18 protein-coding genes are annotated in these 17,804 nt (G+C 68.4%); all 18 read left to right on the top strand.

Translation table 11 applies throughout. The annotated features are described in order from the left end of the window. Positions 1 to 888: a DUF58 domain-containing protein gene (locus ACZ0AA_RS14215; protein WP_400863204.1), complete on the top strand. Its 888-nt coding sequence runs from the start codon at positions 1 to 3 to the stop codon at positions 886 to 888. Continuing rightward, entirely contained in the window at positions 875 to 1,366 is a 492-nt protein-coding gene (locus tag ACZ0AA_RS14210; RefSeq protein ID WP_463513298.1) for a hypothetical protein, read from the top strand. Before ACZ0AA_RS14215 ends, ACZ0AA_RS14210 begins: the two co-directional genes overlap by 14 nt. Beyond that, on the top strand, positions 1,357 to 2,343 hold the full coding sequence (locus ACZ0AA_RS14205) for a vWA domain-containing protein (RefSeq protein WP_463513297.1): 987 nt from the start codon (positions 1,357 to 1,359) through the stop codon (positions 2,341 to 2,343). The genes ACZ0AA_RS14210 and ACZ0AA_RS14205 overlap by 10 nt, the downstream gene beginning before the upstream one ends. Continuing rightward, the gene (locus tag ACZ0AA_RS14200; protein ID WP_463513296.1) at positions 2,340 to 3,365 is read left to right on the top strand and encodes a vWA domain-containing protein; all 1,026 of its coding nucleotides are present in this window, start codon (positions 2,340 to 2,342) and stop codon (positions 3,363 to 3,365) included. Before ACZ0AA_RS14205 ends, ACZ0AA_RS14200 begins: the two co-directional genes overlap by 4 nt. Next, positions 3,362 to 4,147 (top strand): hypothetical protein, encoded by a 786-nt coding sequence (locus ACZ0AA_RS14195; RefSeq protein WP_400863211.1) that lies wholly within the window; start codon positions 3,362 to 3,364, stop codon positions 4,145 to 4,147. Before ACZ0AA_RS14200 ends, ACZ0AA_RS14195 begins: the two co-directional genes overlap by 4 nt. Continuing rightward, on the top strand, positions 4,141 to 5,265 hold the full coding sequence (locus ACZ0AA_RS14190) for a DUF4064 domain-containing protein (protein ID WP_400863213.1): 1,125 nt from the start codon (positions 4,141 to 4,143) through the stop codon (positions 5,263 to 5,265). Before ACZ0AA_RS14195 ends, ACZ0AA_RS14190 begins: the two co-directional genes overlap by 7 nt. Positions 5,266 to 5,304: 39 nt before the next feature. Further along, complete coding sequence (locus ACZ0AA_RS14185; protein ID WP_400863215.1) at positions 5,305 to 5,538, top strand: AbrB/MazE/SpoVT family DNA-binding domain-containing protein; 234 nt, start codon at positions 5,305 to 5,307, stop codon at positions 5,536 to 5,538. Continuing rightward, positions 5,522 to 5,938 (top strand): PIN domain-containing protein, encoded by a 417-nt coding sequence (locus ACZ0AA_RS14180; protein WP_400863217.1) that lies wholly within the window; start codon positions 5,522 to 5,524, stop codon positions 5,936 to 5,938. Before ACZ0AA_RS14185 ends, ACZ0AA_RS14180 begins: the two co-directional genes overlap by 17 nt. Before the next feature lie 155 nt (positions 5,939 to 6,093). Continuing rightward, a complete protein-coding gene (locus tag ACZ0AA_RS14175) occupies positions 6,094 to 7,164 on the top strand; it encodes a LacI family DNA-binding transcriptional regulator (protein ID WP_400863218.1) in 1,071 nt (356 codons plus the stop codon). Next, positions 7,161 to 8,102 carry a carbohydrate ABC transporter permease gene (locus ACZ0AA_RS14170; protein ID WP_400863220.1) on the top strand — a complete coding sequence of 314 codons (942 nt, stop codon included), beginning with the start codon at positions 7,161 to 7,163 and terminating at the stop codon, positions 8,100 to 8,102. Before ACZ0AA_RS14175 ends, ACZ0AA_RS14170 begins: the two co-directional genes overlap by 4 nt. Further along, a complete protein-coding gene (locus ACZ0AA_RS14165) occupies positions 8,099 to 8,938 on the top strand; it encodes a carbohydrate ABC transporter permease (protein ID WP_400863223.1) in 840 nt (279 codons plus the stop codon). Before ACZ0AA_RS14170 ends, ACZ0AA_RS14165 begins: the two co-directional genes overlap by 4 nt. 65 nt (positions 8,939 to 9,003) lie before the next feature. Continuing rightward, positions 9,004 to 10,296, top strand: a complete 1,293-nt coding sequence (locus ACZ0AA_RS14160; RefSeq protein ID WP_400863225.1) for an ABC transporter substrate-binding protein — start codon at positions 9,004 to 9,006, stop codon at positions 10,294 to 10,296. 70 nt (positions 10,297 to 10,366) lie between these two features. Beyond that, positions 10,367 to 11,536 carry an ADP-ribosylglycohydrolase family protein gene (locus ACZ0AA_RS14155; protein WP_400863226.1) on the top strand — a complete coding sequence of 390 codons (1,170 nt, stop codon included), beginning with the start codon at positions 10,367 to 10,369 and terminating at the stop codon, positions 11,534 to 11,536. After that, on the top strand, positions 11,533 to 12,900 hold the full coding sequence (locus ACZ0AA_RS14150; RefSeq protein WP_400863228.1) for an ADP-ribosylglycohydrolase family protein: 1,368 nt from the start codon (positions 11,533 to 11,535) through the stop codon (positions 12,898 to 12,900). Before ACZ0AA_RS14155 ends, ACZ0AA_RS14150 begins: the two co-directional genes overlap by 4 nt. Next, on the top strand, positions 12,897 to 13,829 hold the full coding sequence (locus ACZ0AA_RS14145; protein WP_400863229.1) for a ribokinase: 933 nt from the start codon (positions 12,897 to 12,899) through the stop codon (positions 13,827 to 13,829). The genes ACZ0AA_RS14150 and ACZ0AA_RS14145 overlap by 4 nt, the downstream gene beginning before the upstream one ends. Further along, positions 13,826 to 15,763 (top strand): SUMF1/EgtB/PvdO family nonheme iron enzyme, encoded by a 1,938-nt coding sequence (locus ACZ0AA_RS14140; RefSeq protein WP_463513295.1) that lies wholly within the window; start codon positions 13,826 to 13,828, stop codon positions 15,761 to 15,763. Before ACZ0AA_RS14145 ends, ACZ0AA_RS14140 begins: the two co-directional genes overlap by 4 nt. Further along, positions 15,760 to 16,947 carry a CaiB/BaiF CoA transferase family protein gene (locus ACZ0AA_RS14135; protein WP_400863232.1) on the top strand — a complete coding sequence of 396 codons (1,188 nt, stop codon included), beginning with the start codon at positions 15,760 to 15,762 and terminating at the stop codon, positions 16,945 to 16,947. The genes ACZ0AA_RS14140 and ACZ0AA_RS14135 overlap by 4 nt, the downstream gene beginning before the upstream one ends. After that, the gene (locus ACZ0AA_RS14130; protein WP_400863234.1) at positions 16,944 to 17,792 is read left to right on the top strand and encodes an HpcH/HpaI aldolase/citrate lyase family protein; all 849 of its coding nucleotides are present in this window, start codon (positions 16,944 to 16,946) and stop codon (positions 17,790 to 17,792) included. The genes ACZ0AA_RS14135 and ACZ0AA_RS14130 overlap by 4 nt, the downstream gene beginning before the upstream one ends. Positions 17,793 to 17,804: the final 12 nt, after the last annotated feature.

The raw sequence follows: 17,804 nt of genomic DNA, 5'->3' as shown, positions 1-17,804 counted from the left end.
ATGGCCAGCCTGATCGCCCAGGTGAAGAGCAAGCTCTTCATCCACTCGTCGCGCAAGTCGCTGCACGCGCTCGACGGCGCCTATGCGTCGCTGCTGCACGGCCGCAGCCTCGACTTCGAGGACCTGCGCAAGTACGAGTACGGCGATCAGGTGCGCGACATCGACTGGCGTGCGACTGCTCGGCTCGGCACTCCGCTGGTGAAGCGGCACCGTGCGATGCGGATGCACACGATCCTGTTCGTGGTCGACACGGGCCGCTCGATGGCCGCACTCGCGCACGACGAGAAGTCGAAGAAGGAACTCGCGATCCTCGCCACCGGAGTGCTGGGCGTGCTGGCGCTGCGCCACGGCGACGACTTCTCCCTCGTCTACGGCGACTCCGACCGCATCCGCCGTCGCGCACCCGGCCGCAGCGAGGGCGCGCTCGAACACGCCCTGCGCACGATCGACCAGGCCATCGACTCGAGCACGGCATCGAGCGACCGGGACGCACTCCTGTCTCACGTGACCCGCACGATCTCTCGCCGCATGATCGTGGTCGTCATCACCGACGAAGCGCCGGTCACGACGGAGACCGAGCGGATGCTGCGCCGGCTGCGCGTGCAGCACGACGTGCTGTGGCTGACCGTGAGCGACGCCGATCCGGTGCTCGACCACGCGACAGGCACCATCCGCAGCGATGTCGACACCATGTGGGAGGTGCCCGACTTCGTGCAGGGCGACCCCGACATCATCCGCGAGCTCGCGGCGCAGACCGAGGCCGACGCCGCGCGTCTCGCAGAGCTGCTCAAGCGCATGGAGATCAGCCACAGCGTGCTGGCGGGCCAGGACGACGCCGTCTCGCAGCTGCTCCAGCTGCTGAATCGGAGGTCGAATGCCCGGCTCTGATGAGCTCTATCCGCCGTTCCAGTACGGCTGGGGCTGGATCCTGCTCGCGTTCGGCATCCTGCTGCTGCTGATCGCGGCGGCGTGGCTGGTCGTCGCCCTGACGCGTCCGCGGCGCGACCTCACGCTGACGCGCGATGCTGAGGCGCCCACTCTGCTCACGACCGACGTGCTGTCGCAGCTGAGGGTCGAGTACTTCGATCGGATCCAGCACATCGAGGACGACTACCGTGCCCGCACCCTGTCGGCCCGCAGCGCGAACCTCGAGCTCAGCCGTGTGGTGCGCATGTTCGTGAACGAGTACAGCGGGCTCGAGGCTCCTGTTCTCGCACTCGACGACCTGGTCTCCCGCGGAGTGCATCCCGCCCTCGTCGACGCCATGGGGCGCCATTACTACCCGAGCATCTTCCGCCCCGGCCCCGCGATCGATCCGATCGCAGGCGCCGATGCCGCCAGAACGGTGGTGCGCACATGGCACTAGCGAACTGGTGGCTCATCCTCGTCGCTGCGGGCGTCGTCGTCATCGCTGTCGGGATCGGCATCGTCATCGGACTGCGCAGCGGTGCGAAGACCGAGGCGCACGAGCGCGCACGCGTCGCCCGAGCCGAACGCCTGCGCGCCCTGCCGACGTTCCGGCAGGCACTGAACCGCCGCGTGCTGGCACTCTCGAGCATCCTGCTGATCGGCGTGGTCGCGACACTGGCGGCCGGAGTCGTCTCTGCGCGCCCGATGGCGTCGCAGACCATCCAGCCCGTCAACACGAGCCGCGACATCATGCTGTGCCTCGACGTCTCGGGGTCGATGAGCGAAGTCGACGTCGAGGTGCTCACCGTCTTCGAGGAACTGCTCGAGGACTTCGAGGGCGAGCGCATCGGCCTCACGATCTTCAACAGCTCGCCCGTGCAGATCTTCCCCCTGACCGATGACTACGAGTTCATCCGCGACCACCTGCAGAGCATCCGCGAGAGCTTCGAGTTCACCGAGTCGATCCCCGAGCACTGGGTCGGCACGCTCAACGGCAACGGCGCATCTCTGATCGGCGACGGCCTGGCGGCCTGCGCGATGGCGTTCGACCATCCCGATGACGAGCGGTCTCGTTCGATCATCTTCGCCACCGACAACGAGGTGAACGGCGCATCGATCGTGACTCTCGACGAGGCGGCGGCGTATGCCGGTTCGAACGGGGTCCGGGTGTTCGCGCTCAACCCCGTGCAGGGCAAGGACGCCGACGTCAGTGCAGAGCTCACGAAGGCCGCCGAGGCCACGGGTGGCCAGGCCTACGGCCTGCGCGACACCACCACCGTGAGCGACATCGTCACCCAGGTGCAGGAGCAGGAGGCGGCCGCGCTGAAGGGTCAGGCGCAGGTCGTCTGGACCGACGCCCCGAACCTCTGGATCGTCGTGCTGATGATCTCGATGCTCTCGTTCATCGTCGTGCTCTGGAGGGTGAGACTGTGATCTTCCAGCCCGTGCTCAACATCTTCCTCCTGGCGCTCCTCTGCACGCCGGTGGCCGTTCTCGCCGTGATCGCACTGACCAGGGCGAAGGCGCGCGACAGAGCGCTGTGGGCCATGCGGCTGGTCATGCTGTTGGCCTGCTTCTTCATGTTCCTTCGCCCTGGGCTCCCAGGCGGTGCGACAGAGACGCTCGCGACAGACACCGACATCGTGCTCGTCGTCGACACGACGGCGAGCATCGTCGCCGAGGACTGGAACGGCGACGAGCCGCGCCTGGACGGCGTCCGCGCCGATGTGCAGGCGATCGTCGACGAGTACCCGGGTGCCCGCTTCGCCCTGATCACGTTCGACGCCACAGCCGACCTGCGCATGCCACTCACCACCGACACCACCGCGCTCGTCTCCTCGCTCGAGGTGCTGCGCCCCGAGGTGACCAGCCAGTCACGGGGCAGCTCCATCGGCATCGCGAACCAGCTGCTCGCCGACACCCTGACGAACGCGGCCGAGGCCTCACCCGACCGCTCGCGCATGGTGTTCTACTTCGGCGACGGCGAGCAGACGGTCACGTCAGCGCCTGAACCGTTCGACGGCAGCGAGGAGCTCACGGATGCCGGTGCGGTCCTCGGCTACGGCACGACGGAGGGCGGGCCGATGAAGCTCACCACCGGCAGCGTCGAGGGGTCGTCGAACGAGTACATCGAGTATCAGGGGGCGAACGCCCTGTCGGTGATCGACGAGGCGAACCTCGAGGCGATCGCCTCGGATCTCGGCGTCGACTACCAGCACCGCACTGCCGATGCCGAGCTGGTCCTGCCTGACGCGCCGTCGACGACCACCAGCTATGCCGAGTCGGGTTCGGTGGGCAACGTGACCGAGCTGTACTGGATCGCGGCCCTCGTGGTCGTGGCGCTGCTCGGGGTGGAGCTCACGAGGGCGAGCATGCTCGTCGCCCGACTGCGTCTGCTGCGAGCGCCCTCGACGTCGCCTCGTCGGAAGAAGTCGACCGGCGGAGGTGCCGCATGACCGATCTGTCGACTCGGGCGGGCGCGACGCCGCCCGGCACCCCTGACGAACTGAAGGCGTCGGCCGCCGCGGCGCTTCTCGCCTCGAATCGTCGCCGACGCCGCATCCGTCGGTGGATCGCCATCGGCACTCTGCCCCTCACGCTGGCCGCGCTGCTGTTCGTCGGCAAGATCCTCAGCATGTATGCGTTCGCGCACCAGTCGATCACCGCCTACGTGGCCGACGACTACTCCGGTTCCGAGGCATCGGCCCGCGGTCAGGAGTTCCTCAACTGGTTCGAGCCCTACAAGGCGCCGTTCAACGTGGGCACCGCACTTGCCGGGGCCGAGAAGCTGCCGGAGGCACGGACGGAACTCGAGGAGTCGCTCGACCTCGCGACCGGCCTCGAGGTGTGCACGGTGCGCATCAACCTCGCCCTCGTCCTAGAGCGCATGGGCGACGCCGCGCGCACCGGGGGCGACGGCGCCGCAGCCGCCGAGTTCTACGGCGAAGCCCTCACCGTCACGACCGAGTCGCCGGAGGAATGCAACAGCGAAGAGGCGCAGGAGCAGTCGTCCGACCCTGACCGCGACATGCAGCAGAGCAGGGAAGACCTCGAGGACCGTCTCAAGCAGAAGCAGCAGGACGAGCAGCAGCCGCCCCCGGAGGAGCAGGAGCAGGAGCCGCAGCCCTCGGACGAGAAGCTCGAAGAGCTCGAGGACAAGCTCGAGCAGGGAACGCAGGAGCGCGATCAGCAGCAGGGCGACGACGGCGGAGGCTCGGGGACGGACAAGCCATGGTGATGGATCACGAGAAGCAGCGGGCCCGCTACGTCGCCGGCACCGAGGGCGCACCACCCGTGCCGCCGCCCGGAGGCTATCGCAACGCACGCCGCCAGGCCGGCCCTGTCGTGCAGCATCCGGGCGCCCCCGCCCTGTCGGGCACCGCGAGCGCGGCCGAGATCTCGTCTGAGACGAAGAAGCCGGCGAACGCACTCGGCTGGATCGCCCTGGTCGTCGGCATCCTGTTCGCGCTGATCCTCCTCATCACGCTGGCGATCGGCGCGACCGACGCGCTCTACGGCGTGACGATGCTGGCGCTGCAGCTGGTGGTCGTGGCAGTCATCGTCGGCGCGATGTTCACCGCCCGTGGACGCACCCTGGCCGCCGTCGCCCTCGCGATCACCCTGATCTTCAACGTGGCCACAGTGGGCGGCATCGGCGCACTGCAAACGTCGGCCTCCGGCAGCTACGACGGCATGAAGTCCGACGAGCAGAAGCACGAAGAGGCCTACCCCGGCATCAAGGGCACCGATCCGCAGGATGCGCTGCGGCAGCAGTCACTCGAAGATGTGCAGGCCGAGGCCGACAGCCTGTTCGCCGACATCCGCGACCGCATCACCGCCGAATACGGGTACGAGTGGGTGCAGGTCGGCGACGAGGATCTGCGTCCCGAGCGCAACGGCTACGGCGGCGAGTCGATGCTCATCGAGTACACCTCCGTCGGATGGGCGACCACCGAGCCGATCCAGGACTACAGCCTCAAGCTCGAGGTCATGGCCACGATCGACTCGGTCGTCGCCGAGCACGGCCTGCCGTCGCTGTACTCGTTCAACGGCGAGTACTCGGGGATCGATCCGTCGATGATCGCCAAGCTCTACGGCAGCGAGGATCCGCGCGAGCAGCACACCTGGGAGTACTACACCGAGAACTACCCCGACCCGATGCGCTTCTACGCGAACATCTTCGACCTCTCGAACGACCCGTCCGGCGACTTCCTGACGACGCGGGAAGCCCAGAGCGCACGCACCGGAGAACCACTCGAGGGGCTGCAGATGGTCGTCATCGCGAGCGCGGTGCTCAGCGAGGCCGACCGTGCCGAATTCGAGGAGAAGCTGCAGGAGTACCCCGGGTTCGGTTGAGTCCTGGTGGATCTGCCATCGCGATGGTACTCTCATGGCATGCACGTGACCATTGACAAGGCAGGGCGAATCGTCATTCCTGCGTCGATCCGCGAGCGTCTCGGGATGGTCCCAGGACCGGTCGACATCATGATCGACGGAACCGGCATCCGCATCGAGGTCACTGCACCGGATGACCTCGTCGAGAAGGACGGACGCCTCGTCATCCGCGGCAGCGGAACGACGCTCTCGGCCGACGACATCAGAGAGCTTCGTCTTGCCGACCAGCGCTGATCTGCTTCTCGACACTAGCGCGGCGATCGCACTGGTCACAGAAGACAGCGACGCGCACGAGCGCGTTCGCGCTGCGTGCGCAGGACTCGTCCTGGGTCTGTCCGGGCACGCGCTGCTCGAGACCTACTCGGTGCTCACCCGACTGCCGGGCGGAAGCCGGCTCAGCCCCGCCGCCGCCGCGCGCGTGATCGCTCATGAGTTCCCCGGCTCCGTCGCAGTGCCTGAAGCGGATGCGCTGCGCGCGGTGGCCGTCCTCGCCGAGGCAGGCATCGCGGGCGGAGCGGTATACGACGGCCTCGTCGCTCTCGCGGCCCGCTCGGCGGGAATCACCCTGCTCACGTGCGATCGGCGCGCGATCGGCACCTACGCGAAGCTGAGAGTCGACGTCGAGATCGTCTGATCCCGAGAGCGGGGTCGCATTCCCGATCACGCGCCGCTGGTCGAACCGATCGTCCTTCACGCACGGATTCCGACCGGGCGCTTGACAGCGAAGGCGCCCGGTGAGATCGTGATGTAGTTCGTTGGAAACGTTTACAGCACTCAAGGGAGAGCGCTTTGGCTCGAGTCACCATCACGCAGGTCGCCGCCCATGCCGGTGTCTCCGTGGCGTCAGCCTCCCGTGCACTGAACGGGATGATCGCGAGCGCCGAGACCGTCGCCAAGGTGCAGGAGGCCGCCGCCGAACTCGGCTATGTCGCCGACGCGACGGCGCGATCCCTCAAGCTGGGTCGTACGAACCAGCTCGCCTACGCGGTGGCCGATATCGGCAACCCCGTGTACGTCGAGATGATGAGCGCGATCGAACGTGTGATCTCCTCGTCTGAGTACCGCTTGGTGCTCTCGTCGACCGGCACGGCGTCGTCGTCTCTCGACGTGGTGCGCGACCTCGGGCGCGGCTACGTCGACGGGATGATCCTCTCGCCTCTCCGGGTCACCGACGAGCTCCTCTCCGCCCTCGCCGCCACTCCCGTGCCCGTCGTCGTGCTCGGACGTCTGCCCGACGGCACCCCGCTCGACACGGTCCGCGCCGACTCCATCACCGCGATGCGCCTGGTCGTCGACCACCTGATCGCCGAGGGGCGCGAAGACATCGCATTCCTCAACGGCCCCACCGACACGACGCCGGGAGCGTTCCGACGCGACGGCTTTGCCGCAGCATCGGCCGCGCACCCTCAGGTGGCCACCCGCAGCATCAGCATCCCCGACTTCACGATCGCCGCCGGCTACTCCGCCGCCCGCACCGTGCTCGACGGAGAGCGACGACCGGATGCCATCGTCGCCGCGAACGACCTGATCGGCATCGGCGCACTCCGCGCCGCAGAAGATCTCGGGCTCACCGTCCCCGGTGACATCGCGATCACCGGTATAGACAACACCGAGCTCGCTGGCGTCGTTCGCCCGGGCCTCACGAGCGTGGACCTCGGCGCTGAGGAGCGCGGACGCGTCGCGGCCGAACTCCTCCTCGCCCGAATCGCGGAGCCCTCGAGAGCGGCGCATACGGTGACGGTCGCCCCCTCGCTCGTCGTCCGCGGATCCTCTCGCGCACTCAGACGCACGAGCCTCGGCTCGCGCACCGACGACGCGCCCGCGAGCGACGCGCACGATGACGAGAGGGCCTTCGGATGAGCACCGACACCGTCACTGGCAGCGCCGCATCGGCGCCCGCCAAGAAGATCGGCCATCGCACCCGCGCTCAGCGCCGCGAGGCCATCGCCCTGGTCATCCCCGCTCTTCTTCCGATCATCATCTTCTCCGTCATCCCGCTCGTCAGCGGCGTGGCCCTCGGCTTCACGGATGCGACTCTCAAGCGCAACGCGGAGATCAACTTCATCGGGCTGGGCAATTTCATCGAGTTGCTCAGCGATCACCGGTTCTGGGGATCGTTCGGCATCGGCATCGTATGGGCAGGCTCGGTCGCCGTCCTGACGCTGGTGTGCGCGATGGGACTCGCGCTGCTGCTCAACAGCGATCTGAGGCTCAAAGGGCTCACTCGGGTCCTCGCCCTCATCCCGTGGGCCATGCCGCCTGTGGTGATCGCCATCGTGTGGCGCATGATCTACAACCCGAACTCAGGGCCCCTGAACGGCGCACTCGAGGCCGTCGGGATTCCGGGAGTGAACTGGCTCGGCGACTTCTCCACCGCTCTGCCCGCCGTCATCGTGGTGGGAGTATGGGCGGGCATCCCGCAGACCACCGTGCTGCTGCTCGCCGGAATGCAGTCGATCTCTGCAGAGCAGCATGAGGCGGCGGCCGTCGACGGCGCAGGAGCGCTGCGTCGCTTCTGGCACATCACGCTGCCGGCGCTGCGCCCGGTCATCATCGCGGTCACGGCCCTCGACTTCATCTGGCAGTTCAACTCCTTCGGGCTCATCTACGTGCTCACCGAGGGCGGACCCGGCGGCCGCACCATGATCCCGCCGCTGTTCACGTACCTCGAGGCCTTCCGCAACCGGGAGATCGGATACGCATCGGCGATGGGCGATGTCCTGGTGATCGCCATCATGTTGATCCTGTCGCTGTACCTCGTCAATCAGTTCCGCCAGACGAAGGGGGCGCGCTCATGACCACTCGGCGACCCTGGTACGCGACGGTGCTGATGTACGTGGCCCTCGCGGCCTTCCTCCTCTTCCTCGGATTCCCACTGCTCTGGCTGCTGTCCGCGTCGTTCAAGTCGTCGGGTGAGCTGAACTCGCTCGCCGTCAACCTGCTGCCCGCCGAGTGGGACTTCAGCAACTACGCGTCGGCTCTCGAACGCCAGAACCTGCTCCCGGCGGCCGCAAACTCGCTGCTCGTCTCGATCGCGACGATGGTGATCACGGTGCTGCTGTCGATGCCCATGGCCTATGCGCTCGCCAGGTTGAAGGGCCGGCTCAGGGCGACGGGAACCGTGTGGATCCTGACCAGCCAGGTGTTCCCATCGATCCTCATCATCATCCCGCTGTTCCTCGTGCTGAGGTCCATCAACTTGAACGACACCCTGTTCGGGCTGATCCTCGTGTACGTCACCTTCACGCTTCCGTTCACTCTCTGGATGCTCCAGGGCTACGTCGCCGCGATCCCCCCGGAGCTCGAGGAAGCCGGCGAGATGGACGGGGCATCGAGGGTCACGATCCTCCGCACGATCATCCTGCCCCTTCTCGCACCCGGCCTCGTGGCGACCGCGATGTTCACCTTCGTCTCGGCGTGGAACGAGTTCTTCCTCGCTCTCGTGCTGCTCCAGAGCCCCGAGCTCTACACGCTTCCGATCGCGCTGCGGTCGTTCCTCGGGGCCGAAGGACAGACCCAGCTCGGCCCGTTGGCGGCCGGTGCGATCCTCGCGACGATCCCGTCGCTCATCATCTTCAGCATCCTGCAGAAGAAACTCACCGGCGGCATGCTCGCCGGTGCCGTCAAGGGCTGAACCACGCCCACCCGGCAATACCGAGAACACCAAGAACACCAAGAACACCAAGAAAGGCGAGCAACATGAACAGCATCCGAGGCATCGGCGCCATCGCTTTCGCAGGCGTCGCCATCCTCTCCCTGAGCGGTTGTCAGCAGGGCAGCGCGAGCAACGGATCCGAAGGCGAAGACGGCGCAGTCACGCTGCAGTTCCAGTCGCTGTCGGATCAGCCGGCAACCCAGGCGGCCGTGAAATCGATCGTCGACGAGTGGAATTCCGAGAACGAAGACGTTCAGGTCGAGATCGTGCAGGCGGGCTGGGACGGCACCTTCGACAAGCTCATCACGCAGTTCACCGGCGGCACCGCGCCAGACATCATCCACTACGAGGCCAGCTCCATCGTGTCCTTCGCAGCGGACGGCTACCTGGCCGACCTCACCGACTACATCGATGAGGACCTGAAGTCGGACATCTCCGAGGGCATCTGGGAGTCGGTCACCCACGACGGTCAGATCGTCGCATACCCGTCGACACTGCAGTCGTACATGGTGTTCGCCAACGCCGACCTGCTCGAGGCGGCGGGGATCGACATCCCCAGCGGCGACACCATGACGTGGGAGGAGATGCAGGAGATCGCGAAGGCGACCACTGCGGGCGACACCTACGGTCTCGGCTGGGGCCTCGCCTCGCCGACCGCGACGATGATGAGCCTCGGACTCGGGTTCGACGGCGGATACTTCTCCGGCGAGGGCACCGACGCGTCGATCGAGATCGGCGAGAACGAGCTCGCCGTACCGGAGCTGATCCACGAGATGGCATACACCGACAAGTCGATCCAGCCGACCTCGCTCACCCAGTCGGGTTCCGACGTGCTCGCCTCGTTCTACGGCGGCAAGGTCGCGATGACGGTGCAGGGGTCATTCCAGGCGACGAACATCGCCAACGACGCCCCCGAGGGATTCAACTGGGTCGCCCTGCCCCCGCTCGAGGGCTCCGAGGGCGCCATCCAGGCGGCGAACCCGCAGACGTACTCGGTGAACGTCGACTCGGAGCACGTCGAGGAGTCGGCCGACTTCCTCAACTTCTTCATGGGTGCCGACAACCTCGCATCGATCGCCTACGCCGACGCGCTCATCCCGTCATCGGGCTCAGCCCGGACAGAGGTCGAGAAGCTCGCGGCAGACAACCCGGCCTGGACGCAGGTGCTCGCCTCCGGAGACGGACTCGTCGGACCTCCGTTCCTCAGTGTCGACAAGTACACGGAGTGGAAGGACACGATCGCCACTCCCGCCTTCCAGCAGTACCTGGCCGATCAGATCACCAGCGAGCAGCTCTCGACCCAGCTGACCGACGGCTGGGCGGACATCGCCGGCTGATGATGCTCGGGGGCGACCCGACCGGTCGCCCCCGTCCGTCATCGACAGAACGACGCAAGAAGGAGTGGGAATGTTCGTGTTGCAGGATCGAGTGGCCGGGGTGCTCGCAGGCGCCGCAGTGGGAGACGCGTTGGGCGGAGCGACGGAAGGATGGACTCCCGAGCAGATCGAGGAGCGTCACGGCGGCCGAGTCGAAGGCATCGTCGGGCCGTTCCTCGCCGACTGGAAGACCGCACGCCCGATCGCTCCGTACCACAAGGGCGATGGCCACGTGACGGATGACACCCTCATGACGCATGCGCTCGTGGAGGTCTATGCGAAGCGGCGCCGCCATCTCGACGCCTACGACGTCGCCTCCGATCTCGTGCCGCTCATGATCGGCGAACGCCGGTGGGTGCCCGAACTCGAAGACGATGCGCTCATCCTGCAGCGCGTGTTCCTCGCGGAGAAGTGGATCGTGGCGAAGCTCCACTACGGTCACGCCGACCCTCGCGAAGCGGGCGTCGGCAACATCGTCAACTGCGGCGCGACGATGTACATGGCTCCGGTGGGACTCGTTCACATCGGCGACCCGGGCGGGGCGTACGCCGAGGCGATCGACATCGCCGGGGCCCACCAGTCGTCGTATGGCCGTGAGGCGGCCGGTGTGTTCGCTGCGGCCGTCGCCGCATCGGCCGCCCCCGGGGCGACGGTGGCCGACGTGCGCACCGCCGTGCTCGATGTCGCCCATGACGGCACTGCCGCTGCGATCCGCGCCGTCTTCGATGCAGTGGATTCGCTGCTCGAGTCGGGCGCGCCCCAGGACCCGCGCGAGCTCGCTCGGGTGGTCCGCGACGCTGTCGCCCCGTTCGACACGGTCGGCGAGCACTACCGCGCCCCGGCGATGGATGCACGGCTGCCCTCTCGGACGAAGTCGATCGAGGAGCTCCCCGTCGCACTCGGATTCGTCGTCGCCCGCGACGGAGACCTGAGAGAGGCGGTCCTCGATGCCGTCAACTACGGTCGCGACTCCGACTCGATCGCCACCATGGCCGGCGCGATCTGCGGCGGACTGCACGGCGCCGACGGGGTTCCCCCTGAATGGGTCGACGGGGTGACGACGGCGAGTCGGCTCGACCTCGACGGCGTCGTCTCGACCATGACCGAGGTCGTGCGAGAGGTGATCAGCGCGGATGCCGACCGCGCGACCAGCCGTGCGATCACTGTGGCTGGCCTGCTCGACCGAGAGGGTGCGGCGTGAGGCTCACCTGGGCGCAGCCGGAGGACCTCGTGCCGGCGGAGTTCGCAGCTCTGCGCGAACAGGGCGTGGCCGAGCGCGACCTGGCGCTGATAGAGCGGCGCTGGACCGACGGAGGGGGCTCGACAGTGCTCGTTCCGTCGGGGGCGAGCGACATTCCCGCACCCGCGGCCGTGCGAGCCCTCGCCCGTGTCGTGCTCGACGAACTGCAGCACCTGCAGGGGGCGAGCACCGAAGAACCGGACGACTGGACGACGATCGCCGCGTTGATCGAGCCCGCAGCGCGCACTGCAGCAGCGCACGTCTCACTCGACCGGATGCACGGCGCGTGGCTCGGCCGTGCAGCCGGCTGCCTGCTCGGCAAGCCCGTCGAGAAGATCCCCCGCGAAGGCATCGAGCAGATCGCGCGGGCTACCGACAACTGGCCCATCCGCCGTTACTTCACCGCCGTCGGACTACCGGCGGAGACGGCCGAGCGCTGGCCGTGGAACCGTCGGTCGGCGCCGACCTCCCTGCGCGAGAACATCGACGGGATGCCGGAGGACGATGACCTCAACTTCCCCATCCTCGCCCTCGATCTGCTCGAGGCGCACGGTGCGGGCCTGACGACCGACCACGTCGCTCAGTCATGGCTCGCAGCGCTGCCGGCCGGTCGGGTCTTCACCGCCGAACGCGCCGCGTATCGCAACATCCTCGATGCCAGACCCGTGCCTGAGACGGCGACGCATCACAATCCCTTCCGCGAATGGATCGGCGCGCTGATCCGCGCCGACGTGCACGGCTGGGCGCACCCGGGCGATGTGCTGGCCGCTGCGGCCTCGGCATGGATCGATGCCCGCCTCAGCCACACGCGCAACGGGATCTACGGCGAGATGTGGGCCGCCGCGCTCTGCTCGGCATCGCTCGTGAGCACGACCGTCGACGAGGTACTGGACGCCGCCGACACCGTGGTGCCACCCGCCTCTCGACTCGCACGCGCCGTGCGAGTCGGACGCACGGTGGGCCGTGAACTCGCCGACGGCGCGCTGAACTCCGCGGCAGCACTCGATCGTCTCCACACCGAGTTCGCCGGGATGCACTGGGTGCACACCCTCAACAACGCCGCACTCGCCGCGTGCGCACTGCAGGCCTATGGAGACGATTTCGACTCCGCCATCGCCTACGCCGTGGCCGGCGGCTGGGACACCGATTCGGTCGGGGCGACAGTCGGCTCGGTGGTGGGCGGTTTCATCGGAGCAGACCGGATCGATGCGGCGTGGACCGCACCGCTGCACGATCGGATCGCGACCTCGATGCCGGGCGGCGCCGAGCGATCGATCCGCGAACTCGCCGAACGCACCCTGCGCCTCTCGGGAGCAGGGTCATGAGCGTCGTCATCGTCGGGAGCATCAACCAGGATGTGGTCGCCCACGTCGATCGGATCCCGGCCCCGGGCGAGACGGTGCTCGGTTCGACGCTGCTGCGCTCGGGGGGAGGCAAGGGCGCGAACCAGGCGGTGGCCGCTCGCCGGGCGGGCGGGGCGGAGGTCGCCTTCGTCGGTGCAGTCGGATCCGACGCGGATGGCGACGCACTGCGCAGCGCGCTCGTCGCTGACGGCATCGACGTCTCGGGTCTCGCCCGGGTCGACGGGCCCAGCGGAGTCGCCCTGATCTCCGTCGACACCCGTGCCGAGAACGCGATCGTCGTCGTGCCCGGCGCGAATGCCGCACTCACCCGCCTGACCGAGGTGCAGCGCTCCGTGGTCTCGCACGCCCGGGTGATCCTCACGCAGCTCGAGATCCCGGTCACTCTCGTGCAGCAGACGGCAGCCGCCAAGGCCGCCGACTGCTGGCTTCTGCTCAATGCCGCGCCGTCGGCGCCGCTCGTCGCCGCGGACACCGACCTGCTGGCGATCGCCGATGTCCTCATCGTCAACGAACACGAAGCTCTCGACGTGGCCCGCGCCGCTGACCTCGACTCGGCTGTCGCTGCTCTCGTCCCCCGCGTGCGGGCACTCGTCATCACACTCGGCCGCGCCGGATCGCTGGTCTTCTGCGGCGGACAGCACGCCGAAGTGCCCGCCTTCCCTGCCGAGGCCGTCGACACGACGGGCGCGGGGGATACGTTCTGCGGCGCGTTCGCCGCGGCTCTCGCCGCCTCCGACCGCACCCCGGAGAGCATTGACCTCGCCCTGCTGACCGACGCGGCGCGCGTGGGCGCGGCTGCGGCCGCTCTGGCGGTCACGCGACTCGGGGCCCAGGAGGCCGTGCCCAGCATCACCGAGGTCGCGGCACTTCTCACAGGAGCGAACGCATGAGCGGTGGATTCGACCCGCTGCAGCCGCGAACGCTCGACCTCCCCACGGAGGTTCCGCTTCACATCGACCTCGTCGACGGAGACGCGGCGACGACCCTCGACGACGCAAAGATCTTCGCGGCCCCGTCGGATCCGGCCGACATCGCGCAGTGGCGCGCTCAGCTCACCGCGTGGCGCGACGGTGCCAGACGCCGCCACGGAGAACCCGTCCGGTACGACGACCCGGCGTCGCACTGGGCGAGCAGCTGCTTCACCGTGGCACAGGTCTGGTTGTGGGACGAGCTGTTCTTCAATTTCGACACCCAGCGGTTCATACCGCAGCGCTTCCTCGACGACGCGCGGCTCCGCTTCGGCGGACTCGACGGAATCGTGCTCTGGCATGCCTACCCGGTGATCGGGATCGACGACCGCAACCAGTGGGACTTCTACGACGTGCCCGGCCTGGCAGACGCCGCAGCCGTTCTGCGCGCCGCCGGGGTCGCCGTCTTCCTCGATTACAACCCCTGGGACACAGGCACCAGGCGTGCCGGCGATGACCCGGCGGAACTCGCCGCGACGGTGCGCCGCCTCGGCGCGGACGGCGTCTTCCTCGACACGCTCAAGAAGGCCGACCCCGATCTCGTGGCCGAGCTCGACGCGGCCCGTCCCGGCATCGGTCTCGAGGGCGAATCGAAACTCGCCACCGAGCGAATCGCCGATCACACCCTCTCGTGGGCACAGTGGTTCGCCGACTCCGAGATGCCGGGAGTCCTTCGGGCACACTGGTTCGAGCGCCGGCACATGCAGCACCACATCCGCCGCTGGCATCGCGACCACTCGGCCGAACTCCGATCAGCCTGGCTCAACGGAGTCGGGGTCATGGTGTGGGAGGTGGTGTTCGGCTCCTGGGTCGGTTGGAACGATCGTGATGCCGCGACACTGCGGCGGATGCTGCCTGTGCAACGCGGACTGCACCGCTGGCTCACGCAGGGCGAATGGACGCCGCTCGCGGTCGTCGACGGGCCGATCGTCGGATCGACGTTCGAGACAGACGACGGCACGCTGCTCCTTCTCGCCAACACGTCAGCAGACGATGCTGCGTTCCGCCCGACGGGAGACGGGTGGACGCCGCTGCACGCGGGAGACACCGTCGAGCGCATCGTCGTGCCCGCAGGAGGAGTCGCCGCAGCCGTGCAGTCGCGCGCCGACAGCATCCCCTCGGAGGAGGTCGCCGGCGTCCGATCCGCACTCGTCGACGTGGCCGCCGAGTCCGACGCTTCGTTCCCGCACCGACGGGCGCTGCGACTGGCCGCTCCGGCCTGGAACGGCCCTGCGAAGTCGGAAGGTCCTGCCGGTCTCGGCTCGGTCGTGGTACCCGCTGGCGAGCACACTCTCACCGTGCGCTTCCGGATGCGGGAGACCGGGATGTACGACGGCGCACCCTACGTCGGCGAGTGGAAGCCCCTCCCCCCACGCCTGCACGACCAGCGGACGCTCGAGCGTACGGTGTCGCTCGAGCACGCGGTGCGGGTCGCGGTCGCCGAGGTGAGCGAGGCGGAGTACGCCCGCTTCCTCGACGCGATCGGGGAGATCCCTCGAGGAGAAGACCGGGAACGCCCGGTCGCCGACGTCACTCTCGCACGCGCCCGCGACTACGCGGCGTGGGCCGGCGGACGCCTTCCCACCGAGAACGAATGGCAGCTCGCGGCTGCGATGCCCGGTTTCCTCAGACGTGCTCCGGCGGTCTGGAACTGGACGGAATCGGAGCACTCCGACGGGCGCACTCGGTTCGTGATGCTGAAGGGAGGCAGCGACCACCGCAGCGAAGGGTCCGACTGGTACTTCGACGGCGGCGTGAGGCCGCCCGAGTTCAGCGCCAAGCTACTGCTGCCCGGTCTCGGCCACGACGCCTCGCCGTCGATCGGCTTCCGCATCTGCTGGGAGGAGAAGACATGAGCCCGCTTCAGGATGTGAGGGTCGTGGACGCGTCGACCCTCTTCGCCGGCCCGATGGCCGCGATGCATCTGGGCGACATGGGCGCGGACGTCATCAAGGTCGAGCACCCGACGCGGCCCGACCCTGCCCGCGGTCACGGCCCGAGCAAAGACGGCCAGAATCTCTGGTGGAAGACCTTGGGACGCAACAAGCGAACCGTCGCGATCGACCTGCACACAGACGGTGGGCGCGATGCTTTTCTGCGGCTCGCCCGGAACGCCGATGTGGTGATCGAGAACTTCCGGCCGGGCACCCTGGAAGGCTGGGGCCTGGGGTACGCCGAGCTCTCGGCCGAGAACCCGGGTCTCGTGCTCGCCAGGGTCACCGGGTTCGGGCAGATCGGACCCTACCGCCGCCGGCCCGGATTCGGCACGCTGGCCGAGGCGATGAGCGGCTTCGCCTCCTCGACGGGCGAGCCCGACGGACCACCGACCCTGCCGCCGTTCGGTCTCGCCGACGGGGTCGCCTCCCTCGCCACCGCCTACGCCATCATGGTCGCTCTGCATTCCCGCGACCGGACGGGAGTCGGGCAGGAGGTGGATGTCGCGATCATCGAACCCATCCTCGCGATGCTGGGTCCGCAGATCACTCGCTGGGACCAGCTCGGCACCGTGCAGCCCCGCACCGGGAATCGCTCGGTGAACAACGCCCCACGCAACGCCTATCGCACCGTCGACGGATCGTGGGTGGCCGTCTCGACGAGCGCCCAGTCCATCGCCGAGCGGGTCGTCACCCTGGTAGGCCGCGCCGAGCTCGCCGATGAGGAATGGTTCGCCACCGGCGCCGCCCGCGCCGAGCACGCCGACGTCCTCGACGACGCAGTCGGCGGTTGGATCGCCCGGCACACGCGCGATGAGGTCGTCGCAGCGTTCGAGGCCGCAGAGGCGGCGGTCGCGCCGATCTACGATCCGTCGGACATCGTCTCAGACCCGCAGTTCAACGCCCTGGGGACCATCCACCGGATTCACGACGACGACCTCGGCGACATGGCCATGCAGGGGCCGCTGTTCCGATTGTCCCGAGAGGATGCGACGATCGCGTTCACCGGCCGATCCCATGGAGCGGACACGGATGCCGTGCTGCGTGAGCTCGGCTACTCGGACGCAGACCTCGCTGCGCTGCGCGACGACGGGAGCATCCGATGAGCAGGCCGATCATCACCGCGCTGTACGCCCCGGCCGACCGGCCGGAGAGATTCGAGAAGGCGCTGCGAGCAGGCGCCGACGCCGTCGTCGTCGACCTCGAGGACGCTGTCGCGGCCTCACGTAAGAGCGTCGCGCGCGCCGCTCTGCTCGAGTTCGCTCGTGCATGGGTTGCCTTCGGCGAGGGCGCCCCCGTGGTGCAGGTGCGGGTGAACGCACTCGGCTCGCCCTTTCATGATGCCGACCTGGCGGCGATCGCCGCCCTCCCCGTGTCCTTCGGAGTGAGGCTGCCGAAGACCGGTTCTGCCGACGATGTGGCGGCGATACGCCGCGCCCTGCCTGCGCGCGATATCCACGCGCTGCTCGAGTCCGCTCTGTCGATCGAGAGGGCGTTCGAGATCGCCTCCTCGGGTGTGAGGTCGATCGCGACCGGCGAGGCCGATCTGCGGGCCGAGCTCGGCGTGCCGGCCGGTCCTGCCGGCGAGGCAGGTCTCGCCTGGTCGCGCAGCCGAGTGGTGAACGCCGCCGCAGCGGCGGGGTTGCCGGCGCCGATGATGGCCGTGTATGCCGACGTCGCCGATCTCGACGGACTGGAGGCGAGCTGCCGCGCAGGTCGCGCTCTCGGCTTCGGCGGGCGGACCGCGGTGCATCCCCGCCAGGTCCCGGTGATCCGTCGTGCCTTCACGCCCGATGCTGGCGAGATCGCCGCCGCCCGGGATGTCATCGAGCGCGTGCGCTCGGCCGCCGCAGACGGCACCGGTGCGTTCGCGTTGGAGGACGGCACCTTCGTCGACGCAGCGATGGTGCACGCCGCCCGCCGCGTTCTCGAACGCGGCGGCACCGAGTGAGCGGCGATCTCC

It is taken from the genome of Microbacterium sp. AC035, assembly GCF_979258485.1.
The sequence above is the reverse complement of the archived record's forward strand: the minus strand, read 5'-3'. Positions and strand labels throughout refer to the sequence as shown.